Origin of the sequence: Alishewanella sp. d11 (assembly GCF_049390205.1) — a bacterium.
Taxonomy (GTDB): Bacteria; Pseudomonadota; Gammaproteobacteria; order Enterobacterales; family Alteromonadaceae; genus Alishewanella.
Genome location: NZ_CP186547.1, coordinates 1,315,083 through 1,341,309, shown reverse-complemented (window position 1 = coordinate 1,341,309; position 26,227 = coordinate 1,315,083). Strand labels below are relative to the sequence as shown.

Sequence of the window (26,227 nt, the reverse complement as noted above, 5' to 3'; positions counted from 1 at the left end):
GCGCGAAGCTGAGAGGTTGACGATTATAGATCCAGCGCCAAAATTTTAGAGCGGCGCTGGTAGTTATAAAGCTGCTTTTTCTGTGCAGGTAAGTCTTCTACCGTAACCAGCTCAAAGCCTTGTTCTAAAAACCAATGAATGCTGCGAGTAGTTAAGGCAAACAACCGATCGTAGCGGCGCTGTCTTGCTTGCTGAATCACACTGCGTAGCAACGTTGTGCCGCGATCGGCATCTCGATAATCTGGATGTACTGCTAAACAAGCAAACTCACCCACATTGTCCTCTGGAAACGGATATAACGCTGCGCAGCCAATTACCAAACCATCCCGCTCAATCAGCGTAAAATAATCAATTTCCATTTCCAACTGTTCACGCGAGCGACGCACGAGTAAGCCTTGCTGCTCTAAAGGTCGGATTAAATCCAAAATACCGCCAATGTCGCTGATTACTGCGCGGCGCAGTTTTTCAGCCGATTCCGTCACCACCTGAGTCCCGATACCATCGCGCGAGAACAATTCTTGTAATAAGGAGCCATCTTCGCTGTAGCTCACTAAGTGACAGCGCGGTACACCGGAGCGACAGGCTGTGACCGCAGCTCTTAAAAAGGCCACAGTACCAACACAGGAATCGTCTTGTAGTTCAAGGCTGTGCATAATTTCTTCTGCTCGGTTTGGCATTAGTTCTGCAGTGATCTCACCATTGTCGCCAGCAATACCGCCCACTTCGTTAAAACCAATCATTTTATCGGCTTTAAGACGAATCGCGACCTGAGTAGCAATTTCCTCCGCAGTGAGATTAAAGCTTTCGCCGGTAACTGAGGCGGCAATAGGACCCATTAACACTATGCCGTTGTTATCGAGCTGCCGTCGGATCCCCGCGGTATCGATGCGTCTTACCCGACCACTGTGAAAATAATCAATACCCTCATCCACACCTAAAGGTTGGGCAATCACAAAGTTACCGCTGACCACGTTAATTTGAGCACCTTGCATGGGGGTATTGCTTAAGCTCATCGAGAGGCGCGCCGTAATATCCAGCTGCAAAGCGCCTGCCACTTGTTTGATCAGTTTAAAAGAATCATCGTCAGTCACCCGAACGCGGTTATGATACTGCGGCTCTAAACCGGCCTGTGTTAGCGCTTGATTAATCTGTGGTCTAGCACCGTAAACCAGCACCACCTTTATACCTAAGCTATTAAGCAGAGCTATGTCATTAATAATACTGCGAATACCCGGTTGCATAATGGCTTCGCCGCCTAACATGATGACGAAGGTTTTACCGCGGTGGGCATTCACATAGGGGGCAGACTGGCGGAAACCGCTGACAAGTTCAGTAGTACGCACGGGTAATAACAATCCTCGAAGTGAAATTGACAATAATACTGGCAGTCATTATGACATAACGCCAGCGTTGACATAGGCTGACATAAAGATTTAATGTGCGAGAATATAGCACACTTTGTGGTTTTATATCCACAAAGTGTGCATATTTATTCTTTTCTGTTGCGGTAGGTCGAGGTTTGCTACAGCGCTTTTTGCATATAATTGTTAATCAACAATTATATGCGGCAAGAAGCGCGAGCTATCTTTTGTGATCAAACTATTATCTTCTCGAATACCAATACCAGCGGCTAAGTCGCCAACGACCCAACTGCCTATTAAAGTGAAACTATCACCGAAGCGAGGTAAAGGCGCAAACGCCTGCCGAATATAGCCCGCATCATCATAAGGACCTGGTTGGAATAAGCGTTCACCTTGCGGCGTGATCAGTTCCACATTAGCGCCTTCCCGCGAGAATAATGGTTTACGTACCCAGCCTGCGCTAAGGGGCTGCTTACCGTCATCAAAGAAGGCCGGTAATAAGTTAGGGTGGCCTTGATGTTTTTGCCACAGCAACGGCAAAATCCCTTTGTTTGATAATAAAATCTTCCAAAGTGGCTCAACAAAGCGAGTATTGGAGCTAATTAGCGTATTAGCAAACTCTTCTTGCAGCATAAACTCCCAAGGATAAAGCTTAAACAAGCCTTCAATTGGGAAGCCTGCTAAGTCAACCAATTGCCCCTCAATGTCCCCCAACTGCTCTAGTTGAATATAGCGACTATCCAAGCCGGCTTGCAAAGCAATATCCATTAAGTAATCGACAGTGCCTTTATCTTCCTGACTATCGGTAACACTGCTAAAGTAAAACGGTTGCGGCAAGGGTAACTGCGCAAAAGCTTGCTCTAGTTTATCTTGCAGAGAGTTAAATTGATCAGCGCCTGCGGGCAGTACGCCACGCATCTGCTGATCTTCGAGCCAGACCCATTGAAAGAATCCTGTTTCATATAGTGAGGTGGGGGTATCGTAATTTAGCTCCAGTAATTTGGCTGGGCCTTTACCATCGTAAGCGAAATCCATCCTGCCATATAAATGCGGCTCGCCGTTATCCCAGCTATAACGCACCGCATCCCAAAAAGCTTCTGGGATCCCTAATTGCGTGAGCTTTTCTTCACTTTGTAAGATATCGGGCACTAAATCCAGCGCCATTTGATGCAGTTGCTCAGTTGGTGTTTCTAGATCGTCTTCAATTTGTGCCAAACTAAACTGATAGTAAGCCGATTCATCCCAATACGGCTCATTATCAATAGTATGAAACTGAAAGCCTACGCTTTCGGCAAAAGCTTGCCAACCTGGACGCGGCGCTATGGGCACTTTTTTCATTGCTTAGCCACCCATAGAGGTTTGGCGAGGCGCTGCCGCTGCGCGCTGTTGCGCTTGAGCGCCAAAGCCACCGCGCCGCGCCATAGTGGCCGGTTTAGGCTGTACGGCTGACGGACGGATCTGCGTTGGGCCAGATTGGGCGGCCACTGGCGTATTAGTCGCCGTGCGGAATGTACGTTGATCATCGCGCGATTTATACAACGGCTGATTCGGTACCGTATTGCGACTACCGGCACTGGCTGCTGCAGCGCTTTGTTGTTGCTGTTGCGGTGCCGCCATCCCACCACCACGGTTTAACATTTGCCCAGCTAAAAAGCCCATCATCATCGGCATAAAGAAACTGCCTGACGCTTGTTGCTGTTGGCCTGGTGCAGTTTCACACTGGCCAACACCAAAATCGGCTTCACATTCTTGTTTGTTGGCATAACGTGGTGCGACTTGTGGGTGCAGCGCTTGTGCTTCGGCAAAAGCGGCCTGACATTCGGCAGGTGGGTTGTAAAAGGCTGCACATTCATCCGGAGTACTAAAAACTTGAACTTCAGCCGTTTTTTCTGTGCCACAGCCATTCAGAATCAGTGTTGCGGCGGGGACCATAAAAATCAGCGCTGCCTTACGGCTACGTTTAAAGGTTTTCTGTTGCATAGTCTGCTCCTTAATAACTCATACAGGCTGCGTTGAGCATGCCAACACTAATAGAACAACCAGCTGAAAAAATACCGGCCGCCAGATCACCTTGCGTTATACGCTGGGGTAATTGTTTTAAGGCTAATTGGCTGATATAAAAAGTAAGTACTTGCACTACGGTGGCGACCAAGCCCCAAATAGCACAGTCAAGTAAAGACAGTGAGTGCGTAATAGCACTTGCTAGTGGGATAGCGAAGCCAATTAGTGCGCCTACAAAGGCTAAAGCGGCAGCGGGATTATTTGCACGAATTAAACCAAACTCATCATGCGGCGTAACCCAACTGTAAAGGCGGACAAATACCAAGACAGAAACAACTGCTAAGGCAAAATACGCCAAAAATGCAGGTAAACCAGCTAACGAGCTTAACGCTGTATCTAACATAGTAAGATCCTTTTAAATTAAATGAAGCCATGATCCTGCGGAAATTTTACACCTATTTCAAGTAAAACCGTCTTGCTTTAACTATTAATTGGCGTTTATCGCATGGCGCTGGGTTAATATCCTGTTTGTTGGACAGCAAGTAGTGGCTTTTTTTACACTCAAATAAAACACGGTGATGTTCTCTCACAACTTTCCAAGGAACTGCAATGAAAAAACCAACATTAGTTGCATTGAGTATCGCGCTTGCGCTGGGTCTTGCTGGCTGTAGTAGTAAACCGACTAACGAAACTGCAGCACCAGTTACTCAAGCTGCAGAGCAACAAGCAGGCTTTGCGCTGAAAAACTTTGATAAAACGGTTGCGCCACAACAAGATTTTTTTCGTTTCGTAAATGGTAATTGGCTTGGTAGTACAGACATCCCTGCAGATAAAGTGCGTTGGGGGAGTTTTGATGAGCTGCGTGAAAGCGCAGAGCAACAGGTACTGTCGATTATCCGTGAATTTGCTGCAGGAGAACATGCTAAAAACTCAGATGCACAAAAAATTGCTGATTTGTACAAATCCTTTTTAAATGAGCAATTAATCAATGTCTTAGGCACAAACCCTATTCGTGGTGAGTTGGCGCGTATTCAGCAAGTACGAAATCATCAAGACCTCGCCGTTTTATGGGGTGAGTTACAAGCTTATCGTTTTGGCACGCCGATAGCGGTCTTTGTTGGTCAGGACCAGCGGCAATCAGATCAATATATCACGGGTGCTAGCCAAGGTGGTTTAGGTTTACCTGATCGTGATTATTATTTGAAAGATGACGAGCGCTCCCTCCAGCTATTAGCGCAGTACACCGATTTTATTGCTACTTTGTGGCGCTTAGCAGGCTTAGAGAATCCTGAACAAGCCGCAGCAGATGTGGTTGCCTTAGAAAAGCAATTAGCGGCTATGCAGTGGAGCCGAATCCAGAATAGAGATCGAAACGCGACTTACAATAAACTCAGTATTGCTGAATTAACCCAATTAGCACCAGGCTTTGACTGGGGCGCCTTTTTGCAAGCCGCTGAGCTAGGCAAGGTTAATGAGTTAGTGGTACGTCAGCCGAGTTATTTTACTGCTTTTGCTAAACTGCAGGCCGAGGTGCCGGTTGCGCAATGGCAGACGTTTTTAACCTTTCACTTACTACGCGCCAGTGCCCCAAACCTTAGCGAGCCCTTTGCTAATGCCAGTTTTGAGTTTTATGGCAAAACTTTAAGTGGCCAGCAAGAGCAGCGTAGCCGCGAAAAGCGTGCCGTTAGCTTAGTGGATGGTAGCTTGGGCTTTATGGTGGGCAAAGAATATGTAGCGCGGCATTTTAAACCTGAAGCTAAAGCGCGTATGGATGAGATGATTGAAAATCTGCGCGCGGCCTTCAAAGAAGCCATAGATGAATTGGAATGGATGAGTGCTGAAACCAAGGTTGAAGCACAGGCAAAACTTGCGAAGTTCAACACCAAAATTGGTTATCCAGACGTCTGGCGCGACTACGACTGTTTGACTATTGATGCCAATGATTTAATGGGCAATTTACGTCGCAGCAGCCAGTGTGAATATCAGCGCATGGTGAATCGATTAGGTCAGCCGGTCAATCGCGATGAGTGGGGCATGACACCACAAACGGTCAATGCTTACTACAACTCAACCATGAATGAAATTGTGTTTCCAGCAGCCATTCTGCAACCACCTTTCTTTAATGTCGACGCAGATGACGCCGTGAACTATGGTGCTATTGGTGGTGTCATTGGCCACGAATTCACTCATGGTTTTGATGATCAGGGCCGCCGTTCAGATGGTAACGGTAATCTACGTGACTGGTGGACACCGGAAGATGAACGGCAATTCCGCGAGCGGGCGCAGCGAATGATTGATCAGTACAACGCCTTTAACCCTATTGATAACCTGCATTTACAGGGCGCTTTAGGCTTAGGTGAGAATATTGCCGATTTAGGCGGCTTAACTGTAGCCTTCCGCGCATACCAAAATGCCATTAAGGATAAGCCGCAGCAAACTATCGCAGGCTTTACCCCTGAGCAGCGCTTTTTTATCGGTTGGGCACAGGTATGGCGCATTAAATTCCGGGATGAGGCACTGCGCCAGCAAGTGATCACAGGCCCGCATTCACCCGGCATGTACCGTGTGTTAGGCGTATTATCCAATATGCCAGAGTTTTACGAGGCCTTTGAGGTACAACCGGGCGATGGCATGTATCGTGAAGAAGATGTTCGGGTGAAAATCTGGTAATCTGCAATCAATAATGTAACAGGGAAGCATAAAATGAAAAAGATACTTAGTACCCTACTACTGGGCGCCATGCTATGTCAGGCCAGTGTGGTGCTAGCTACTGCAGTTGACATCGGTTATCAGCAACCTGCTGCTGAAATCGTGGCAATCGTGGATGCCGCACCTACGCCAGGCGCCAGTTTAAGCCCCAACGGTTTGCTGATGTTAAATACTGGCTTTCCGGCTTTACCTAGTATTGCTGATTTAGCCGCACCAGAATATCGCTTAGCCGGAGTGCGGTTTAATCCCGCCAATACCGGGCCCACGCAACCGCGTTATATTGCCACTATGCAGCTATTGGATATCGCTAGCCAGCAAAGTCGCAGTATTAGCGGTCTGCCAAAACAGTTAAAAGCAGTTAACTTGACGTGGTCGCCGGACAGCCGATATTTAGCGTTTGTGCAGTTAGAGGATAATGAAGCGCAGTTATGGCGAGTCGATATTGAAAAAGCTCGTGCTAGTCGCTGGGGCAAAGTGGCGGTTAACGCTATTTGGGGCGGCGGTTTGCAATGGGCTGCCGATAGTAAAGCCTTATATGCCTTAACCGTTCCGGCCAAACGGGGTGCCGAGCCTGTTGCAAGTAAAGTACCAACAGGGCCGGTGATTACAGAAGCGCGTGGTCGCACCGCGCCTGCCAGAACTTACCAAGATTTATTAAAAAATAAACATGATGAAGCGCTGTTTAGCCATTATTTCACCAGTCAACTGGTAAAAATTGGCCTAAACAATAAAATAAAGACTTTGGGCGCCCCGCAAGTATTTCGTAGTGTAGAGATCTCGCCCGATAACAACTTTATTCTTGCTAGCCGCATCGAGCAGCCCTTTTCCTATGCCGTGCCGGTATCCCGTTTTGCTTACACCAGTGAAGTGTGGGACAACAAAGGCAAGTTACAGTATCAAGTGGTACAACAACCGGTAGCCGATAACCTACCTATTGCTTTTGATGCCGTGAGCACGGGGCGTCGCGATATTGGCTGGCGGCCAGATCAGGCTGCTACCTTGTATTGGGCTGAAGCGGCAGACGGCGGCGACCCAGCGAATAAAGTGGCAATCCGTGATCAGTTGTTCCAATTAGCTGCACCCTTTACCGCTGAGCCTACCAAGTTATTAGATCTTAGCTTCCGTTTTAGCTACCTGTTAGGTGCAGCGGATGGCAGCCTAATGGTATGGGAACGTTGGTGGCAGGACCGTAATGAAAAAGTCTGGTATTTGGCAAATGGTACTACACCAAAGGTGATGTGGGAGCGTTCCTCTGAAGACCGTTACAACGATCCGGGTACACCCTTATTAACCACGGCAGCCAATGGTCAGCGTTTATTGCGTATCGAAGACGGTGCAATTTACTTAACTGCCGTAGGTGCATCGCCGGAGGGTAATAGACCTTTTATTGATAAGCGGCAACTAGCAACAGGCGAAACACAGCGGTTATGGCGTTCAGAAGCGCCGTTCTATGAGTATCCCATTACGCTACTGCCATCTGGTCAGTTATTAACGCAGCGCGAATCGGCCGATTTACCACCAGATTTCTATTTACGGAATTTACAAAATGGTGAACTGACTGCATTGACGCAGACGCCGCACCCAATGCCACATACCCAAGGCATTAGTCGCGAGCTGATTAATTACCAACGCGCGGATGGTATTCCGATGTCAGCCACGTTATTACTGCCAGCGGGCTATGATAAAGCGCGTGATGGTGCCTTACCGACCATTGTCTGGGCTTATCCGCGTGAATTCCGCAGTGCGGCAGCTGCAGGGCAGGTGTCGGATTCGCTCTACCGCTTTAACCGTATTAGTTACTGGAACCCACAGTTTTTGGCTACCCAAGGCTATGCGGTGTTTGATAATGCCACTATGCCCATTGTCGGCGAAGGCGAGAAAGAGCCCAACGATACTTTTGTTGAGCAACTCGTGCTTAATGCCGAAGCGGTGATTGCTGCGGGTGTTGCGTTAGGAGTGACTGATTCGAAGCGCGTTGCTGTTGGAGGGCATTCTTATGGTGCCTTTATGACGGCTAACCTGCTGGCGCATACTAACTTATTTAAAGCTGGTATTGCCCGCAGTGGTGCTTACAATCGCACGCTGACACCTTTCGGTTTCCAGCGCGAGCAGCGCACTCTTTGGGATGATCCTGAGCTGTATGCGCGAATGTCACCGTTTTTCCATGCTGAGAAAATTAAAACGCCCTTGCTGTTGATCCACGGTACTGATGATAACAACTCTGGCACCTTCCCAATGCAAAGCGAACGCTTATATCAAGCGATTAAAGGCAATGGTGGTACCACCCGTTTAGTGATGTTACCTTTGGAATCACATGGCTATCGTGCTCGTGAGTCGGTGCTGCATATGCTGTGGGAAACCGTAAACTGGCTGGATGAGTTTGTGAAAAACGCTCAAACGGAATAACGACTATTGCGTCAACTTTCTTTACCAAGCCGGCAGAGACTTGTCGGCTTTTTCCTCTAAAGTATCCAGCTCAGCTTGTTTAATCGCTTTAATTGAACGGTTGAGTTGTTCAATAATCTGTTGTGGCATCTGTTTATTACAGGCTAACCAGAGTTCAAACAGGGTCTCACTGGTCGCCACTGGAAAAAGTTGTAAGCCTTTTTTTGCGGCGATATATGGGCCGCCTACCGAGCCAGCTAACCATAGATCGATTCTGCCAAGTTGAAGCATCGACAGGTTAGTGGGGATTTCTGCCACGCGTTCAACTCTTAAGCCTTGCTGCGCAACATAGTCAGTGTAAGCATCTTCGGTTTGGCCGCCAATGACGAAATCTTTGGCTGCTGCTAAGGCGTAAAAGGGCAAGACTTCAGGATTTAACGAAAACAATTGCACATACTCGCGGCTTAAAGGCCCAATCCATTGATAGATTTCCTCACGCTCAGCCGTTCTGACGGCAGAATAAAAACAACTATACTGCTCTGCTTGAGTTAAACGCTGGGCTCGACCCCAAGGGATCACCAAGAAATGCCCCTGCAACTCGCTTTGTATCAGTGCTTGCCGAATCAGTTTGGTATTAAGACCTATAACTGCTTGGCCAGAAGTATAATTCCAAGGCGGATACTCTTCGGTATACAAATTGATAAGTTGGTTTACTGCTGCGCTTGCCAAACTAGATGTGAGTAGCATAACAGCAAACACCGTCAGTATTTTTGACACTACATTACCTAAATACTTGTCGTACTGATTTATAAGATTAGCTTAATGCCTGCTGCTTAGCCATTTTGTCGCTAATTAGACAGATTTGGTAGAAAAAGGTGGGATGCAGCTTTGTAAAGCTACGCGATAAAAATATGCCGCCTAGGCCAGCTAAGGCGGCATTTACTCTAGAGCTCGTTTTAATTATTTCCGAGCTTGTTTCATCTCTTGCATTAGTTTAATAACAGCCGGCTCAGTTAAAATTGTTGCTATATCCTGCGGTAATTTACGCTGCCAGTTAGCATATTCAGTGCTGGTGCCCGGAATATTCACCGGCGTATCCAGTAGCACTAAATCTTCTAACTGATAGGCAAATAAACGGGCCGGCGTTGCTGCTGTATAAAGATGACAAGCGCGCACTAAGGTCGCCGCATCGGGTTCTGTAATGTCCAGTTGCTGCTGTAAAATGGCTTTTTCATCGGCGCGTAGCTGATGCAAATTATCGGCGACCGCACGGCTTGGGAATAAATCCAGTTGATGCCGTAAGGCGAGATCGCCTTCTTGCCAAAAGCCGACTAAGGTTGGCATATCATGGGTAGTTACGGTGGCTAAGGCCTGCGGTGGATAAGTTTGATCTCGATGCTGATAACTCCCTACCTTTTGTTCAAGCATAAAGACGCGGTATGACAGCACTTGATACTGCTGCATTAACTCGCTGATTTCAGCTGGCACTGTCCCTAAATCTTCACCGATCACCACACAATGATTACGCTGGCTTTCCAGTGCTAGGATTGCAAATAGCTCTGCGGCAGGCATCCGTAAATAGCAGCCAGCAGTGGCATCAGCGCCGAGCGGGCAGCACCAAAGCCGTAATAATGCCATTACATGATCGAGCCGTAATGCTCCCGCAAAGCGCATATTGGCTCGAATCAGTTCAATAAATGGCTGATAAGCTTTTTGCCGTAGAGTTACAGGGTTATAGGCTAATAAGCCCCAGTTTTGGCCTTTGGGGGCCATAATATCTGGTGGTGCACCTACGCTCAGATCAAGCAAAAAGTCTTCCGGTGCAGCCCAGCTTTCGGCACTGCTGCGGCTAGTACCGACTGCCACATCGCAATATAAGCCAATTGCCATTCCTTGCTTACGGCACTCGGCTTTTACCTCGGCCAATTGTTGTTGAGCGAGCCATTGCAAATAGCACTGTTGGTTAATTTTTTCAGCATGTTGCTTGGCGAATTCCAGCACTGCAGGGCTATTGGGGTTTTGATATTCCGCAGGAAAGTGCTGCCATGCTGCCATGGTATGATCTTGCCAAAATAGCGTACCTTGTAACACCTTAAACAGCACAACCTGTTGTAAGCTGGTGCCACCTTGTTCAACAAATTGCTGAAAGGCCTTTGCGCGTGCTGTTTGCTGGGCGATGTCATGCTGCAAAAAGTGTTGGTATAACAACGGCGCTACTTGCGACTTTAGCTTGGCAACTGCAGGATAATCTACATTCACCGCCGCTCGGCAAGCGGCTAATTGCTGCTGAAAGGCGTCAGATGCGACCAACTGCTGCGCTGCAGTACATGCTTGGAACTCCGGCGTGGTATCCAACGCAACATATAAAGTGTTGAGCCATAATCGGCTATTGGGGCTATATGGGCTACAATCTTGCGGCAGTAGCGGATACAAAGCATGTAAAGGGTTTAAACCAATAAAGTCATTACCTTGCACGGCCAAAGGCGCTACCATGGTCTTCAGATCTGCAAAATCTCCCATGCCCCAGTTACGGTCTGAGCGAATGGCATACAGCTGAATAGCTGGGCCCATGGTTTTATGTAATACCGCGCTATCATGCAATTGGAAACAGCGAGTCGGGCTAATAATCAAGCGTTGTTGTAACACCTGCGTGCCTGAGCGTAGTTGCAGTTGATGGTAACCAAGGGGTAATTGCAGCGGGATTTCAAGCTGAAAAGCCAGCATGTTATCTGTTGCTAATGAGTATTGCTCGACGATATCTTTTGGTTGCAGTAAGAACTCGCCTTGAAAGCGTTCGCCGCTCTCTGTCGTAATATGCCAAGACCACTGACTACTTGCACTGGCAGCCGATAGTTGCAGACGAACGCTTAGGAGCTCGCCTTCGGTGCAAACAGTAACGGCAGCTAAACCCACTTGCCAAGCCTGTTGTTGTAACTGAGCAATATGGGCCGCTATAGTTTGCTCGGTACTTAAGTCAAACCCCATCGCCGTTAAAATAGCTTGTTGTACCGGCAGCGAAATGTGCTCAGTATGGCCATTGGCATGCACATAGCTGTCTTGCAAACCCGCCAAGCTGGCAAGCTGTTTAAGTTGTTCCATAGACCACCTGCTGTATGGGCTAGACTATTAACTAACCCGCTATTGTTTCGGTTGGAGCTAAACCCAGACAAGCATAAACAGCCTGCAACAAATAGGAAACAGGCTGCATACGTATGCAATTTTTCTGTTTCAGCTCAGCCGGCAGTTTATTTATGACAACGCTGTTTAGTCAGTTTTGGGTTTAAAGCGCTATTCGCACAACGATAGTGCAGTTTGGGCAGTGTTTGCACCCTGTTTGTGCGTGAATTGGGTTATGAATACGTATTCATATTGAGCTTATGCCCGAATAAGTTTAATAAATGAGCATGGCGAAACCGAAGCTGAGAACTTTCAGCAAGGCTTACGGATTTTGCAGTAGCAAAACAACAACAGACCGGGGTAGACAAGGTGATGAATAAATTTAAACTTAGCATGCTGACTTTAGCCATAGCGGCAGCCAGTTCCAGTTCACTGGCATTGGCGCAAGCTGTCGCTGAGACCGAAACGAAAGCGGATGAAGAAGCCGTTGAAGTGATTTCCGTACGTGGCTTTCGTCGCAGCCTACAGGAATCTCAGAACCTAAAAATGTTTAATAGTTCCTTTGTAGAAGCTATTTCTGCAGAAGATATAGGTAAATTACCTGATTCTAGTATTGCCGAGTCTTTAGCTCGTCTTCCCGGTTTAGCGGCTCAGCGTTTAGATGGTCGTGCCAGCCGTATCACCATTCGCGGTTTTGGTGAAAATGAGAGCTCTACGACGTTTAATGGTCGTGAACAAGTTTCCATTAATGATAATCGTGGCGTAGAGTTTGACCTCTATCCGTCAGAAATTATGAGTCAGGTCGTGGTGTATAAAACGCCAGATGCCAAGCTTGAAGCTGAAGGTATTGCCGGTGTTATCGATCTTAGAACGGCCAGCCCATTAGCTCGTGGCGAGAGAGTGCTACAGGTTAATGGACAGTATGAACGTACCGGTTTTGATAAACTGAACCCAGATGGCAATAACGCTGGCGCTCGCGGCACTTTTGCCTACATTGACCAGTTTGCAGATAACACCATAGGTGTGGCGCTGGCCGTAACCACTATGACTTCACCCAACCAAGAAAAACGTTGGAATGCGTGGGGTTATGATGGCGCGCAGCAAGCAGTAGATTGGGGTGCTGGCATTAATGCTAATGGTTTTGAGTTGAGTAATGACTTTGTTATTTTAGGCGGGGCTAAACCTTTTGCTCGTTCTTCAACGCTAGAGCGTGATTCAGTCATGGCAGTTGTAGAGTATGCCCCTAATGACAAATTAAAGTTAGTTGCTGATGCCCTTTATGTAGATTTCTCTGATGAGAAAATCTTACGCGGTATTGAAGTGCCTGGTATTTGGGCTGGCGGTACCACTACCATCAACAAAATTGAAAATGGTATTGTGACAGAGGGGACGATCAGAAATCAGGCCGTTGTGCGTAACGACTATGAAGTGCGTGATGCTGAATTAAAAGCCTTTGGTTTTAATGCTAAATATGAATTAACCGATTATATCAGCTTGGATTTTGATGTCAGTCGGTCCACCGTTAAACGCCAGATTTGGAGTATGGAAAACTACTCTGGTACAGGTCGCGGCGAAGGCGTAGGAGCCTACGACAATATCGATTATGTGCTAAATGCGGATGGTACGGGTGCGACGTTCTCGCCAACACTGAATTATGCTGATTGGAATTTGATTTTACTCGGTGCGCCACTTAACTGGGGCTGTAAAGTCGATGTGCCTTGTGATGCACAAGACGGTTTTATCAATGCACCAGAAATTGATGGTGACTTGACAACTTTACGCCTTGCGGCAACCCAAGCGTTGGAAAACGCTGGGCCGTTCAGCAGCTTAGAATATGGTATATCTCATAAAGATCGCTCTAAAACCAAACGCTCAGAAGGCTATTACTTAACCCTGAAATCTTATCCAGATGCGTTAGCCCCTGTGCCTGAGCAATACCGGATTGGCGTGACTGATCTGAGCTTCTTGGGCTTTGGCAATATGATTGCTTACGATTCTCGTGCTTTGGTTCGCGATGGTTTCTATTTTGGCATTCCTGAAAGCCGTGCGGATGGTGGTGGTCATAAAACCCGTTCTTGGACGGTGAATGAGCAGGTTATGGCTATCTTCACTCAGGCCAATATTGACGCTGAAGTTATGGATAAAGCTTTAACTGGTAATGTGGGTTTACGTTATGTGAAAACAAAACAAGATTCACAAGGTTTTGGTAGTTTCGTGGTTGATCAGTTAGTGCAAACCGTACCAACGGATGTTTCACATGACTTTGGTATTTTGTTACCAAGCTTAAACCTTAAGTTAGCCTTAGATGAACAACAAAGTGTCCGCTTTGGTGCAGCAAAAACCATGTCTCGTCCGCGTATGGACGATATGAACGCATCTATGAATATTTCATATAATGCTAATGCCACTACTGCCGAGGCTTGGAGTGTCGGTGGGGGTAACCCTACGCTTGAGCCAAAAACCGCCATTGGTTTTGATTTAGGCTATGAAAATTACTTCCATTCAGAAGGGTACTATGCAGTAACGGTTTTCCACAAAGAGCTGAAAGACTGGATCTTTGATGGTTCAACGCGTTTTGAGTTTGATAACATTACCGCACCTGATGGTTCTGAACCCGTGAATAGACTGGCCGTGTCAAACAGTAAAGTAAATGGCGGCTCAGGCAGTTTATCGGGTTTAGAATTATCGGCCTCAATTCCACTGAGTATTTTACATGACAGTCTGGAAGGGTTCGGTATTTTTGCTAGCCATACCAAGATAACCTCTGATATTAAAGATCAAAATGGCAATGATTTTGAACTGCCAGGTCTGTCAGATAAGATCCAAACCTTCACCTTCTATTATGATCGCGACGGTTTCTCTGCCCGTGCTTCTATGCGTAAGCGTTCAGCCTTCAAAGGCGATATCTACAATATCGGTTTTGCAACCGCACAGGTTGATATCGATGGCGAGACTATTTGGGATGCACAGTTAGGCTATGACTTTGGTGCGGCGGGTTTCACCCAGTTAGATGGCTTAAGTGTATTCTTACAAGGTCAGAACTTAAGTAATCAGCCGTTTACTACCCGTCATGGTAGCGGTGCTGTGCGTGACTTCCAAGACTATGGTAGAACCTATTTGCTGGGTTTCTCATACAAGTTCTAAGGTAAACGCATTGGTCTAATTTAAGCCCCTAAGATATGCTTTGTCTTAGGGGTTTTTTTATGGTGAGTAAGATGTCAGAACAACAAGCAATAAAGCAGGTAGTGATTGTTGGTGGCGGTACAGCTGGCTGGATTAGTGCTGCGCTGTTGGTCAAAATGCTCGGAAAATCACTCAATATCCTCTTGGTAGAATCGGAAGAAATTGGCATTGTTGGTGTGGGTGAAGCCACGATACCGCCAGTGATTCATTTTAATGAGGGCTTAGGGTTAGATGAAGCAACCTTTTTAAAAGAAACCCAAGGCAGCATTAAGCTCGGGATCCAATTTGAAAACTGGGGGCAGCAAGGTGATAGCTATATGCATGCTTTTGGTAATTTTGGCAAAGATTATCCTTTCTGCACCTTTCATCATTTTTGGTTAAAAGCCAAGCAACAAGGCTTAACTCAAGATTTTTGGGATTACTCCTTCAATTATCAGGCCGCTAAACACAATAAATTCAGCAAAATTGATACTATCCCACAGGTGAATTTACCTGGCTTAGTTTATGCCTACCATTTTGATGCATCCTTATACGCGAAGTTCTTACGTAAACATTGTGAGGCCATGGGTGTCAAACGTATCGAAGGCAAAATTACCCACGTAGCCACCAGCGAAAGTAATGGCTATGTCAGCGCGCTAACCTTGGCGGATGGTCAGGTAATAAGCGGCGATTTATTTATTGATTGTAGCGGTATGCACGGTTTATTGATCGAACAAACCTTAAATACCGGCTACGAAGATTGGAGCCATTGGTTGCCTTGTGATCGCGCTTGGGCGGTGCCAACGGAAAGTGTCAAGCCGATAGTGCCCTATACCCGATCTATTGCACATCAAGCCGGCTGGCAGTGGCGGATCCCGTTACAACATCGAACAGGCAATGGCTTGGTATTCTCAAGTAAGTATTGGTCCGAGGAGGCGGCAAAAGCGCATTTACTGGCGAATTTAGATGCGCCGGCGCTTGCTGAACCGCGTTTGATAAAATTCCGCACTGGGCGACGTATCAAGCAATGGCACCGCAATGTGGTCAGTATCGGTTTATCCAGTGGCTTTTTGGAGCCGCTAGAGTCGACCAGTATCCACCTAATTCAATCTGGTATTATTCGTTTAGTAAAAAACTTTCCGCATCAAGGCATTAAGTCAGAAGAGGTTGCAGAGTTTAATCGGCAATCGCAGCTGGAGTTTGAACATATCCGCGATTTTATTATCTTGCACTATAAATTAACGCAGCGTACCGATTCTAAATTCTGGCGCGATTGCCAACAAATGGATGTGCCAGAGCGCTTGCTGCAGAAAATTGCCCTCTTTAAAGCCACAGGCAAGGTGTATCGCGAGCAGGATGAGTTATTTTCACCCATTGCTTGGATCCAAGTGATGCTGGGGCAGGGCTTACAGCCAGAGGATTATCATCCGATCGTGAATGCCCTGACTGACACGCAATTAAGCGAATTACTAGATTATTTAAAAACGATTTTTTCCGCCACGGCTACAAAGTTACCGCTGCACCAGCAGTTCTTACAGGATTTTTGTAAAGCAGAGTCTTGATCATAAAGCGCTAAGCGGCAGTTAATTCTGCCGCCGTTCAGCGCTTTGCCATAAATTTTGATTTTCAGCGACACTAAAAAAATTATCAGCTTGCCAGCAGTGTGGCAGTAATTTCCGATCAAACAATGCATCACCATCTTGATATAACACATTGAGTAATTCTCTTAGTCGCCTTTCTGGCAGCGTTTTAAGACGATCTCGGGCAGGTTTAAAATATAAGTTCAGTTCGGCACTGAGCGTAATATCATAACCGGTATTGCGGTATTGCTGATTTCGACTGACTACACGGCAGCGCGGTTGTTCAGGTTTCTCAGGATAAAGGCTATTTACAACCGCAAATTCATATTTTGGTTGGGGTTTGCTGTCATCTCCCAAAGGTGTATAGACGATGCCATAACCTTGGGGAAAGATCCCTTGCATTCTAAAAATGCGGTCAACCAGTCGACCATCATATTCAGCGCGCCTGACAGCTTCGCGCAGTAACAAAGGCGCCTTTGGTAACGCTTCATAGTTATAACGGTTACGGCCTGGCAAAATCACAGAGGTGTAGGCTTGCGGCACTTTAAATAAACTGCCAAGTAGTGTGTGAGGCGGCGCTTTTATAAAGCGTTCCAGCAAAGTCATCAGTTTTAATTGTTGTTGTTGATGTTGCTCGCGTTCATCTTTGCTATTACCTCGGTATGGCAACACGCCAAGACCGGTACTCAAAAAATTTAGGCTACCTTGTTGACTGAAAGCGAGATATTGCACCCTCTCCTCTGGGCTTAACGCGCGGTCGGTGGTGTTGGTGTGGTCGTGTTTCGCTAGGATAGCTTGCGCATCTAAATGCAACTGCCCCAAATGTTGAATAACGCAGGCCATTACCAAGGGTAACTGTAACTGCTGGCGATAAGGGCAATTATCAGGCTCGGCAGGATTACGCTGTTGATACCAGTTTTGCCACTCTGGTTCTTTGATAATCTGTTGTTGCAATAAATCGTCTAACAGTCGAAGTGTTAATAGCGCGCGATAACAGGGTTTATAGGCAAATTCGAGTAACGCGGTTTTGCGTTTTTTACTCAGTGCGGTCAATAACAGGCTGCCAAATAAGCGGGAACTTAGGGTCAAGGTTTCAGATTGCTGGATACCATCACTGAGTTGTAATAAATTTTCTGCCAGTTGCCTAAGTGCGCTCCAGCGTTGTAGCCGTAATTTTTCATCGGCATACTGTAAGTCCGTAAAAATAGCTCGGGTTTTCTTCAACACATCTGGTTTTTGTGGTGCTTTCTGCGCTAGCAACCAATCTTGTTCTGCTAGATGCAGAGCATGTTGTTGCTCTTGTTGTAGGCGAAAAAATGCTTCTGCCAGCACATAGTAGCAAGATTGTTGTGGGTGATAAAACTGCGCTAGCAATTGTTCTATATGCCGCAAAAACACCGTTTGTTTGCTAACAGCAACACTCAAGAAAAGCTCCATGAACATTTATCGTTTCTTTGGTACAAAATACCATTCCTTGCGAACGCTGCAAAGCGAGAATCCGTAATGTTTAGTCTTTCAATCAATTTCTATAAGAATTATTGCAGCGATATGCAGCCGTGAGCGGTTTACTTGCGCGTGTTTTACTTTGCTCTGGCGATTCTGTAGCGAATTTCTCGTATTTTAGCAGGGTTTCAGGTAGACTGCGCGCCCTTCATACAGAAGGGCACTGCAGCTGCGGGCAGAGATTTTCGCAGCAACCATTGCGGGAATACGCATGCTATTTACAGATTTACCGCTGTCGGCCGAACTATTAAAGGCCGTGGCAGAGAAAGGCTACACCACACCTTCACCTATTCAACAACAAGCAATCCCTGCTGTGTTGGCCGGCCGTGATTTAATGGCTGCCGCCCAAACCGGTACCGGTAAAACCGCCGGCTTCACACTGCCTTTGCTACAACTGTTAGCCGAAGGTAAGCAACAGGGGCGCAAGGTGCAACCTAATCAGGTGCGGGCGTTAATTTTAACGCCTACCCGTGAGCTAGCCGCACAAGTTGCCGAAAGTGTCGAGTTGTACGGTAAATATTTACCGCTTCGCAGTGCTTTAGTTTTTGGTGGCGTAAAAATTAACCCACAAATGATGGCGCTGCGCAAAGGCACCGACATTCTGATTGCCACCCCAGGCCGGTTAATGGATTTATACCAGCAAAACGCCGTGCGCTTTAACCAGCTCGAAGTCTTGGTGCTGGACGAAGCCGATCGCATGTTAGATATGGGCTTTATCCGCGATATTAAGAAAATATTGGCACTATTGCCGCCAAAACGCCAGAACCTGTTGTTTTCGGCTACTTTTTCCGAAGAAATTCGCGCCTTGGCCAAAGGCTTGCTAAACGATCCTTTGGAAGTGACGGTCACCCCACCAAATAGTACAGTTGAGCGCATTGAGCAGTGGCTTTACCCAGTAGACAAAGCGCAGAAAGCGAATTTACTGATCCAGCAAATTAAGCAACACAATTGGCAGCAAGTGTTGGTATTTACCAAAACTAAGCATGGTGCCAATAAGCTTACGTTGTTATTGGAAAAAGCCGGCATTTCAGCCATGGCTATTCACGGTAACAAGAGCCAGAATGCCCGTACCAAAGCCTTAGCCGAGTTTAAAGCGGGTGCTGTGCGGGTGCTGGTAGCAACGGATATTGCTGCACGTGGCTTAGATATTCAGCAATTACCGCAAGTCGTTAACTTTGAGTTGCCGAATGTGGCCGAAGACTATGTACACCGGATTGGTCGCACTGGTCGGGCTGGCGCTGCGGGCTTAGCCATCTCTTTAGTTTGCTCGGAAGAGATGAAAGAGCTAAAAGGCATTGAGCGTTTAATTAAACAAGCCATTCCGCGTCAAGTTATCGCTAGCTTTGCGCCTGTGCAGCCTTTACCCGAGACTGCGGCTAATCCGAAGCCATTGCCGCCAAAAAAACCGAAAAAGCCAAGAAGCTTTCGACCAAAAGCAGCTAATACCCCAGTCTAATGGTGTTTAGGCCACAGATATTTACTGTGGCCTCTTGTTTGTTTGTTCGGAATGCCTATACTCGAATTTAAGTGCAGTTTTAGGTTGTCCACTATGTATGGTTATGTTGCCCGTCAGCCTATTTTCAACAGTCACCGCGAAACCATAGGATATGAGCTATTGTTTCGTGATGGCGAAGCGAACGCCTTTCCTAATATTAATGATGACGAAGCTACCTCTAAGTTGCTGTTACAGCAGCATTTAATGTTAGGCGTCGAGAAGATCACCGCAAATAAACTCGCCTTTATTAATTTTTCAGAAGAAACACTGTTGCATCATTTCCCCACGTCGATTAAACCTGAGAGTATGGTGATTGAAGTGCTGGAAACGGTTCCTGCGTCTGACGAGCTTTTGCACACGCTGAAAACATTAAAAAGCAAAGGTTATCAATTAGCGCTAGATGATCATGATTTTGATGAAAAATGGGACGCGTTTTTACCCTACATCACCTACTTAAAAATAGATATTCAGCAATTTAATTTGATGCAGATTTCCCGCTATTTACGGCGAATTGCACAATATTCGCTAATTTTACTGGCCGAACGCGTGGAAACCGCAGAGCAGTTTGAGCAACTCAAGCTACTGGGTTTCAGTTTATTTCAGGGTTATTTCTTTGCTAAACCTGAGATGCTGAAACATAAACAAATTGGTGGTAATAAAGCGAATTTGCTGGCATTGATGGCAGAGGCGTCTGCAGAAAAGTTAAACTTTGATCAACTTGCCAATATTTGCCAATTAGATTTGGGGTTATCTTATAAGTTACTGCGTTTTATCAATCAAGCAGGTAGTAATTTAACCAAACCTATTAGCTCATTAAAGCATGCCATGGTGTACATGGGTGAGACAGAATTAAAGAAATTTATAGCTCTGCTGGCGCTGGCCAATCTGCAAGGCAATACTGCCAATGAACTTATTATGCAGTCTTTGGTGAGAGCCAAGTTTTGTGATGCCTTAGCACAGCATCTTGGATTACCGACTAACCCGCCTAGTGCGTTTTTAACCGGTTTATTTTCTAATGTGCACCTAATTGTGGAGCAATCACAAGCTGAGTTATTAGCACTGTTGCCTTTACTCCCTGCGGTGAAACAGGCTTTGCTGGAACGAGTTGGGCCGCTTGGTCATTGTCTTAAGTTAACAGAAGCCTTTGAGCAAGCTGATTGGCTGGCGACCGATCAGTTATCGGCTTCCTTCTCCGACGACCTTGAACTAGCTCGTCTCTATTTAAACGCAGTGAGCTGGGCTGAGCAAACACTGGCTGGTAAGTCATAGCGACTATTTTAGTCTTTTCCTTACTGGCATAGCGTTGTCTCTTTAACCCTATCCAACTTGATTTTACTGCCTAGTAAACAAACTAAACACCTCTTGTCAGCTCTTGAGCGGTTGCATACGTATGCACCAAAAAAAGGCATCACCTTTGGCGCGAACTGCGGTAACGTAGCAAGCATGCGCAATTTGACAAGGTGATCGTCATGAAAAAAACTATAATGCCATTATCCGCCGCTGCATTAACGGTATTGGTTGCGTGTGGACCAGCTCCCACACCTGAGGTGGCTCAACCGCCCGCAACACCGCCAACTACGACGGCAAACATCGAAGAGGTTGCCGGCAAAGCCGTTGTTTACCAAGTATTTACTCGGCTTTTTGGTAATAAACAAACCACCAATACGCCTTGGGGGACGCTGGAAGAAAACGGCGTGGGTAAATTTAGTGATTTTACCGATGAGGCCCTGCAGGGCATCAAGGCGCTGGGCACCACCCATATCTGGTATACCGGGGTGCCGCACCATGCGCTGATCCGTGATTACACCGCCTATGGCATAAGCAATGATGATCCTGACGTGGTAAAAGGCCGCGCCGGTTCACCTTACGCCGTGAAAGACTACTACAGCGTAAATCCAGATTTAGCCGATGATCCGGCTAAACGGCTGGAAGAGTTTCAGGCTTTAATCGCCCGCACTCATCAGCATGGTATGAAAGTCCTGATCGATATCGTGCCTAACCATGTAGCGCGCCGTTATGAATCGCTGGCCAAGCCAGAGGGTGTGCGCGATTTTGGTGCGGATGACGATACCAGTATGGAATATGCCCGCGACAATAATTTTTACTATATCCCTGGCTCCGCCTTTCAAGTGCCGGCCTGGCCTGCGGATTATCAGGTGCTGGGTGGTGCTGTGCATCCCTTAGCCGATAGTCAGTTTGCAGAAAACCCAGCCAAATGGACGGGTAATGGTTCACGTGCCGCCCAGCCCGCCTTTGACGACTGGTATGAAACCGTCAAAATTAACTTTGGTGTGCGCCCAGACGGCAGTTACGACTTCGACACCTTACCGGCGGAGTACGCAGAAAAGGATTGGCAAGCCCATTATCAATTCTGGCAGGGCAAAAATGTGCCAAATACGTGGCTAAAGTTCCGTGATATTACCCTGTACTGGACAGCCATGGGCGTCGATGGCTTCCGCTACGACATGGCCGAAATGGTCCCTGTGGAATTCTGGAGCTATTTAAACGCCCATATCAAGCACGCCAACCCCAATGCCTTCTTACTGGCCGAGGTGTATCAACCGCATTTATACCGCGACTATATCAAGCTAGGCTTAATGGACTACCTGTATGATAAGGTTGAGTTTTACGATAGCTTAAAACTGGTGATGCAAGGCAAGGGGCCTACCTCTGAGTTAGTGGCCATTCAACAGCGGATGGCTGATATCGAGCATCATATGCTGCATTTTTTAGAAAACCATGACGAGCAGCGAATTGCCAGTCCGGAGTTTGCCGGTGATGCTCGTAAAGGTATGCCGGCGATGGTGGTGTCAGCATTAATCAGTACCTCACCTACCATGTTGTACTTTGCTCAGGATGTCGGTGAACCCGCAGCAGCGGATGCCGGCTTTGGTAAAGCCAGCCGCACCAGCATTTTTGACTATTGGGGCGTACCACATCATCAGCGTTGGATGAACGGTGGCAAGTTTGATGGTGGCGCGCTAAGCCCAGCCGAGCGTGAACTGCGGCAGTTTTATGAAACCTTAATGCAATTTAGTGCCAAGGCACCCGCTTTAAATGGTGCTTATCAGGAACTGCATACGGTTAATCTGGCTGCAGGTACCGCCTACTCGGAGCAGCAATTGGCGTTTGCCCGCTATGTTGAGCAGCAGCAGTTGGTGGTCGTTAGCCATTTTAATCCCGAGCAAACAGTCGCCTTTAACCTGCAACTGCCGGCAACGCTCATCGCAGCATGGCAATTGTCAGACGGTACTTATCAGCTGCAAGATCAATTAACCGGCGAACGCCAGCAGCTTCAGGTCAGTGGCGGTATTGGGCAGATCCCAGTACAACTGGCGCCGCTTGGCTCGGTTGTCTATCAATTGCTGCGCTAAGGAGCTGCTATGCCGTACTTGCTATCGCGTTTGCTGCATCTACTGCTGCTAGTTGGGGTATTGCTTAGCAGCAATCTGGCAGCACAACATTACCAAAGCCACCTGCTTACTCCGCAAGGGCTTGTGATCACAACCGATCAGGGCCAAGTCAGTATCGAGTTTTATAACCCGCACAGTGTCGCCGTTTGGTATCAACCGGCAGGGCAGCCGCAGCAAGCCTCGCTGATTATCGGCGCACCGGCCAAGCCGGTGGCGCTGCAGCTGGCAAGAACCGAGCAGCAGTTGACCTTGTTCAGCCCTGAGTTGCAACTCGTCATTAATAAAAATCCATTTAGTATTGCCTTTTACCGCGATGGCCAGCTGTTAACCCAAGATCAGGCGGGATTAATTCAAACAGCAGGTCAACTTGGCTTTGACTTTAGTTTAGCCGAGCAAGAAAAACTGGCCGGTGCAGGGCAACGGGTGCTGGGGATGGATCGGCGTGGTCATAAGCTGCCGCTGTATAACAAGGCGCACTATGGCTACAGTACACAATCGAACCAAATGTACTTTAGTCTAGCCGGTGTGCTGTCAGACAAAAACTATATGTTGTTGTTCGATAATGGTGCCACCGGTGAATTGGATCTGGGGCATACCCAGCCCGACCGACTAAGCTTCCGTGCTCAAGGTGGTCGCAGTAGCTATTTGCTGGTTGCTGCCGCTACGACACCAGAATTGATTCAGCAGTATCTGGCAGTAAGTGGTAAACCGCCGTTACCGGCACGCTGGACACTGGGTAATTATGCCTCACGTTTTGGTTATCGTACCGAAGCCGAAGCGCGGGCGGTGGTACAAAAATTCCGTGATTTAAAGCTGCCGTTAGATGCCATCGTGCTTGACCTGTACTGGTTTGGGCCGGATATTCAAGGCCATATGGGCAATTTGGACTGGGATCGGCAGGCATTCCCCAACCCTGAGCAAATGCTGGCTGATTTTGCGGCCGATGGCGTTAAGACCATTTTGATCACCGAACCTTTTATTCTGACGACCTCGACGCGTTGGAATGAAGCTGTGGCGGCGGGCGCTATTGCGCAGGGGCCGGATGGCCAGCCGAAAACCTTTGATTTTTATTTTGGTAACACCGGGTTATTAGATGTGTTTAGCCCTAAAGCCAGTGCTTGGTTTTGGGATATTAACCGTAAGCTATTACAACAAGGCGTAGCGGGGATCTGGGGCGATTTAGGCGAGCCTGAAGTGCATCCGGCTGATACCTTGCACGATGTGCCAGGTTTGGGCTTATTACCGGCTGATGCGGTACACAATGCCTATGGCCATCGCTGGGCTGAGTTAGTTTATCAGGGTTTTCGTGCTGATTTTCCCGAGCAGCGCCCCTTTATTATGATGCGTGCTGGTAACTTAGGCTCGCAGCGCTTTGGCATGGTGCCTTGGACGGGTGATGTCGATCGTAGTTGGGGTGGGCTGAAGCCGCAGGTTGAACTAGCGCTGCAAATGGGCTTATTTGGCTTTGGTTGGATCCACTCCGATTTAGGTGGCTTTGCCGGTGGCGAAGTGTTTGATCCTGAACTCTATACCCGCTGGATGCAATTTGGCGTATTTCAGCCAGTGTACCGACCGCATGCCCAAGAGCATATTGCACCTGAACCGATATTTCATGGTCAGGAGGTGGTAGACACGCTACGTCCTTGGCTGAATTTACGTTACCAGCTGCTGCCATATAACTACACCCTGGCATACCAGCATCATCAAACCGGCATGCCCTTAATGCGGCCGTTATTTTTCCTTGATGAGCAAAACGTGGCATTACGTGATGAAGCCAATAGTTATTTATGGGGCGATGCCTTTTTAGTCGCACCAGTGACTGAACCAGGCGTAGCCAGCTGGCCAGTTAATCTGCCGCAAGGCGTGTGGTTTGACTTTTTCAGCGGTGAGCGGCTGGAAGGCGGGCAGGAAGTACAGCGCCCAGTGACGCTCGACACCATTCCGGTGCTGGTAAAAGCCGGCAGCTTTATTCCAATGACCGAGACTTTGCAGCGGACGACGGATTATCAGGGCAAGGCGTTAACGCTGCACTATTATGCCGATCAGAGTGTTACTACCAGCCAGTACAGCCTGTTTGAAGATGATGGTGTTACAGTCGATTCTATTGCCAAAGGCCAATTCGAGTTACTGCATTTCGCCGCGAACAGGGAACATAAACAGCTGTCGATTCATTTTAGCCGTGAGGGCGGCGATTATCAGAACCGGCCAGCCAGTCGAGATCTGACGTTGGTGCTACACAACCAACGCGGGAAAGCGCAGCGCATTATGCTAGATGGGCGCTATATTCCGATCGTACCGCAACCGCAGCGTTTTGCGCGTGGCCAGTATGTGGCCTGGTACGACAAAGCCCAGCAGCAATTAAAAATTAAGTTACCGCTAACAGCAGAGACTAAACAGCTGACTCTAGACTATTAAACAGCAACCTAAACCAGCAATGCTTAGCGGCAGCCTAACAAGCTGCCGCTAAGCACGACAGCGTATGAATGCGGAGATCCGTATGACAACAAAAACAGTCAAACATCAGCCGACATGGCTCAGGCGTTTTCTATTTAGCGTGCTGCTTTGCAGCCAACTTTTTAGTCAAGCAGTAAAGGCAGAAGAGGCAGAAGAGGATAACCCCGTTAGCTTACCAGAGGTGAGTGTGGGTAAACTGCTGCGTTTACCTACTCTGACGTCCGCCTTTGTACCCAGCCGACCCATTGATGTTTGGTTACCAGCAGGCTATCCAGCAGCGGGCCCTTATGCGGTGCTTTATATGCATGATGGTCAGGTGTTATTTGATCCCAAACAAAGCTGGAATGGCCAAAGCTGGCAGGTCGCGGAAACAGCGCAACAGTTACAGCAGCAGGGGCAAGTGCGGCCCTTTATTGTGGTCGGCATTCATAATATCGGCGCGGCTCGGCACAGCGAGTATTTCCCACAAAAACCCTTTTTAAGCCTACCCGAGACAGAGCGGCAAGCACTGTATCAGTTAGAACGGGCACCGGGCGTTACCCTTTTTGCCGAGCCCGTATACAGCGACAAGTACTTACGTTTTTTGGTTACTGAGTTAAAACCTTACGTAGATCAAAACTTTGCTACTGATCCAAGCCGTAGCGCTACCTTTATTATGGGCTCTAGTATGGGTGGCTTAATTTCTTGGTATGCGCAAACTGAATATCCAGAGGTGTTTATGGGGGCAGCAGCGCTGTCTACGCATTGGCCAGGCACATGGACGCTGGACAATAATCCTATTCCACAGGCTTTTCTCAACTATTTGTCGGAGCACCTGCCACCGCCTGGCCAACATCGCTGGTATTTTGATCATGGCGATCAAACGCTAGATGCGTTGTATCCAGCATTACAGCAAAAGGTGGATCACTTATTCCGTGCCAAAGGCTTTCAGGCGCCGGAGTGGCACAGTGCCTTTTTCCCTGGGACAGATCACAGTGAAACAGCTTGGGCCGCGCGACTGGCTACACCCTTAGGTGTTTTACTGGCCACACCAACTGAGGAGTAATC

The 26,227-nt window shown here is 47.6% G+C and carries 16 protein-coding genes; 9 read left to right on the top strand and 7 right to left on the bottom strand.

Annotated features, from left to right (window positions below):
* Positions 1-23 precede the first annotated feature (23 nt).
* The 4 genes from argA to ACO1PK_RS06050 all read right to left on the bottom strand — a co-directional run bounded on the left by argA (position 24) and on the right by ACO1PK_RS06050 (position 3,765).
* Positions 24-1,343: an amino-acid N-acetyltransferase gene (argA, locus tag ACO1PK_RS06065; protein WP_423187777.1), complete on the bottom strand. Its 1,320-nt coding sequence runs from the start codon at positions 1,341-1,343 to the stop codon at positions 24-26.
* Between the two features lie 204 nt (positions 1,344-1,547).
* On the bottom strand, positions 1,548-2,699 hold the full coding sequence (locus ACO1PK_RS06060; protein ID WP_423187776.1) for a glutathionylspermidine synthase family protein: 1,152 nt from the start codon (positions 2,697-2,699) through the stop codon (positions 1,548-1,550).
* A 3-nt stretch (positions 2,700-2,702) separates the two neighbouring features.
* Positions 2,703-3,341, bottom strand: coding sequence for a DUF1190 domain-containing protein (locus ACO1PK_RS06055; protein WP_423187775.1), 639 nt, complete (start codon positions 3,339-3,341; stop codon positions 2,703-2,705).
* A gap of 10 nt (positions 3,342-3,351) precedes the next feature.
* Positions 3,352-3,765, bottom strand: a complete 414-nt coding sequence (locus ACO1PK_RS06050) for a DUF350 domain-containing protein (protein ID WP_423187774.1) — start codon at positions 3,763-3,765, stop codon at positions 3,352-3,354.
* 206 nt (positions 3,766-3,971) lie between these two features.
* Between ACO1PK_RS06050 and ACO1PK_RS06045 the strand changes: the two genes are divergently transcribed.
* Complete coding sequence (locus ACO1PK_RS06045; protein WP_423187773.1) at positions 3,972-6,032, top strand: M13 family metallopeptidase; 2,061 nt, start codon at positions 3,972-3,974, stop codon at positions 6,030-6,032.
* A 33-nt stretch (positions 6,033-6,065) separates the two neighbouring features.
* Positions 6,066-8,477, top strand: coding sequence for a prolyl oligopeptidase family serine peptidase (locus ACO1PK_RS06040; protein WP_423187772.1), 2,412 nt, complete (start codon positions 6,066-6,068; stop codon positions 8,475-8,477).
* A gap of 21 nt (positions 8,478-8,498) precedes the next feature.
* Here ACO1PK_RS06040 and ACO1PK_RS06035 read toward each other — a convergent pair whose 3' ends face one another.
* Positions 8,499-9,233 (bottom strand): substrate-binding periplasmic protein, encoded by a 735-nt coding sequence (locus ACO1PK_RS06035; RefSeq protein WP_423187771.1) that lies wholly within the window; start codon positions 9,231-9,233, stop codon positions 8,499-8,501.
* A 183-nt stretch (positions 9,234-9,416) separates the two neighbouring features.
* A complete protein-coding gene (gene malQ, locus ACO1PK_RS06030) occupies positions 9,417-11,555 on the bottom strand; it encodes a 4-alpha-glucanotransferase (RefSeq protein WP_423187770.1) in 2,139 nt (712 codons plus the stop codon).
* A gap of 390 nt (positions 11,556-11,945) precedes the next feature.
* On the opposite strand from malQ, the gene ACO1PK_RS06025 reads away from it, so the two are divergent.
* Together ACO1PK_RS06025 and ACO1PK_RS06020 are read left to right on the top strand one after the other, a co-directional pair.
* A complete protein-coding gene (locus tag ACO1PK_RS06025) occupies positions 11,946-14,717 on the top strand; it encodes a TonB-dependent receptor (protein WP_423187769.1) in 2,772 nt (923 codons plus the stop codon).
* A 71-nt stretch (positions 14,718-14,788) separates the two neighbouring features.
* Positions 14,789-16,297, top strand: coding sequence for a tryptophan halogenase family protein (locus tag ACO1PK_RS06020; protein WP_423187768.1), 1,509 nt, complete (start codon positions 14,789-14,791; stop codon positions 16,295-16,297).
* 21 nt (positions 16,298-16,318) lie between these two features.
* Here ACO1PK_RS06020 and ACO1PK_RS06015 read toward each other — a convergent pair whose 3' ends face one another.
* The gene (locus tag ACO1PK_RS06015; protein ID WP_423187767.1) at positions 16,319-17,758 is read right to left on the bottom strand and encodes a hypothetical protein; all 1,440 of its coding nucleotides are present in this window, start codon (positions 17,756-17,758) and stop codon (positions 16,319-16,321) included.
* A 271-nt stretch (positions 17,759-18,029) separates the two neighbouring features.
* On the opposite strand from ACO1PK_RS06015, the gene ACO1PK_RS06010 reads away from it, so the two are divergent.
* The 5 genes from ACO1PK_RS06010 to ACO1PK_RS05990 all read left to right on the top strand — a co-directional run bounded on the left by ACO1PK_RS06010 (position 18,030) and on the right by ACO1PK_RS05990 (position 26,225).
* Positions 18,030-19,274 carry a DEAD/DEAH box helicase gene (locus ACO1PK_RS06010; RefSeq protein WP_423187766.1) on the top strand — a complete coding sequence of 415 codons (1,245 nt, stop codon included), beginning with the start codon at positions 18,030-18,032 and terminating at the stop codon, positions 19,272-19,274.
* Positions 19,275-19,367: 93 nt separating this feature from the next.
* Positions 19,368-20,582: an EAL and HDOD domain-containing protein gene (locus ACO1PK_RS06005; RefSeq protein ID WP_423187765.1), complete on the top strand. Its 1,215-nt coding sequence runs from the start codon at positions 19,368-19,370 to the stop codon at positions 20,580-20,582.
* A gap of 200 nt (positions 20,583-20,782) precedes the next feature.
* Positions 20,783-22,687, top strand: coding sequence for an alpha-amylase family protein (locus ACO1PK_RS06000; protein WP_423187764.1), 1,905 nt, complete (start codon positions 20,783-20,785; stop codon positions 22,685-22,687).
* Positions 22,688-22,696: 9 nt separating this feature from the next.
* Positions 22,697-25,141 (top strand): TIM-barrel domain-containing protein, encoded by a 2,445-nt coding sequence (locus tag ACO1PK_RS05995; RefSeq protein ID WP_423187763.1) that lies wholly within the window; start codon positions 22,697-22,699, stop codon positions 25,139-25,141.
* An 82-nt stretch (positions 25,142-25,223) separates the two neighbouring features.
* Positions 25,224-26,225, top strand: a complete 1,002-nt coding sequence (locus tag ACO1PK_RS05990; protein WP_423187762.1) for an alpha/beta hydrolase — start codon at positions 25,224-25,226, stop codon at positions 26,223-26,225.
* The last annotated feature ends 2 nt before the right edge of the window (positions 26,226-26,227 follow it).

Excerpts from the sequence above, each read along its gene's own strand:
- ACO1PK_RS05990 (WP_423187762.1), top strand. The coding sequence starts at position 25,224 with ATGACAACAAAAACAGTCAAACATCAGCCGACATGGCTCAGGCGTTTT.
- ACO1PK_RS06050 (WP_423187774.1), bottom strand. The coding sequence starts at position 3,765 with ATGTTAGATACAGCGTTAAGCTCGTTAGCTGGTTTACCTGCATTTTTG.
- ACO1PK_RS06045 (WP_423187773.1), top strand. The coding sequence starts at position 3,972 with ATGAAAAAACCAACATTAGTTGCATTGAGTATCGCGCTTGCGCTGGGT.
- ACO1PK_RS06025 (WP_423187769.1), top strand. The coding sequence starts at position 11,946 with ATGAATAAATTTAAACTTAGCATGCTGACTTTAGCCATAGCGGCAGCC.
- malQ (WP_423187770.1), bottom strand. The coding sequence starts at position 11,555 with ATGGAACAACTTAAACAGCTTGCCAGCTTGGCGGGTTTGCAAGACAGC.
- ACO1PK_RS05995 (WP_423187763.1), top strand. The coding sequence starts at position 22,697 with ATGCCGTACTTGCTATCGCGTTTGCTGCATCTACTGCTGCTAGTTGGG.
- ACO1PK_RS06020 (WP_423187768.1), top strand. The coding sequence starts at position 14,789 with ATGTCAGAACAACAAGCAATAAAGCAGGTAGTGATTGTTGGTGGCGGT.
- ACO1PK_RS06015 (WP_423187767.1), bottom strand. The coding sequence starts at position 17,758 with ATGTTCATGGAGCTTTTCTTGAGTGTTGCTGTTAGCAAACAAACGGTG.
- ACO1PK_RS06040 (WP_423187772.1), top strand. The coding sequence starts at position 6,066 with ATGAAAAAGATACTTAGTACCCTACTACTGGGCGCCATGCTATGTCAG.
- ACO1PK_RS06060 (WP_423187776.1), bottom strand. The coding sequence starts at position 2,699 with ATGAAAAAAGTGCCCATAGCGCCGCGTCCAGGTTGGCAAGCTTTTGCC.
- ACO1PK_RS06005 (WP_423187765.1), top strand. The coding sequence starts at position 19,368 with ATGTATGGTTATGTTGCCCGTCAGCCTATTTTCAACAGTCACCGCGAA.
- ACO1PK_RS06055 (WP_423187775.1), bottom strand. The coding sequence starts at position 3,341 with ATGCAACAGAAAACCTTTAAACGTAGCCGTAAGGCAGCGCTGATTTTT.
- ACO1PK_RS06010 (WP_423187766.1), top strand. The coding sequence starts at position 18,030 with ATGCTATTTACAGATTTACCGCTGTCGGCCGAACTATTAAAGGCCGTG.
- ACO1PK_RS06000 (WP_423187764.1), top strand. The coding sequence starts at position 20,783 with ATGAAAAAAACTATAATGCCATTATCCGCCGCTGCATTAACGGTATTG.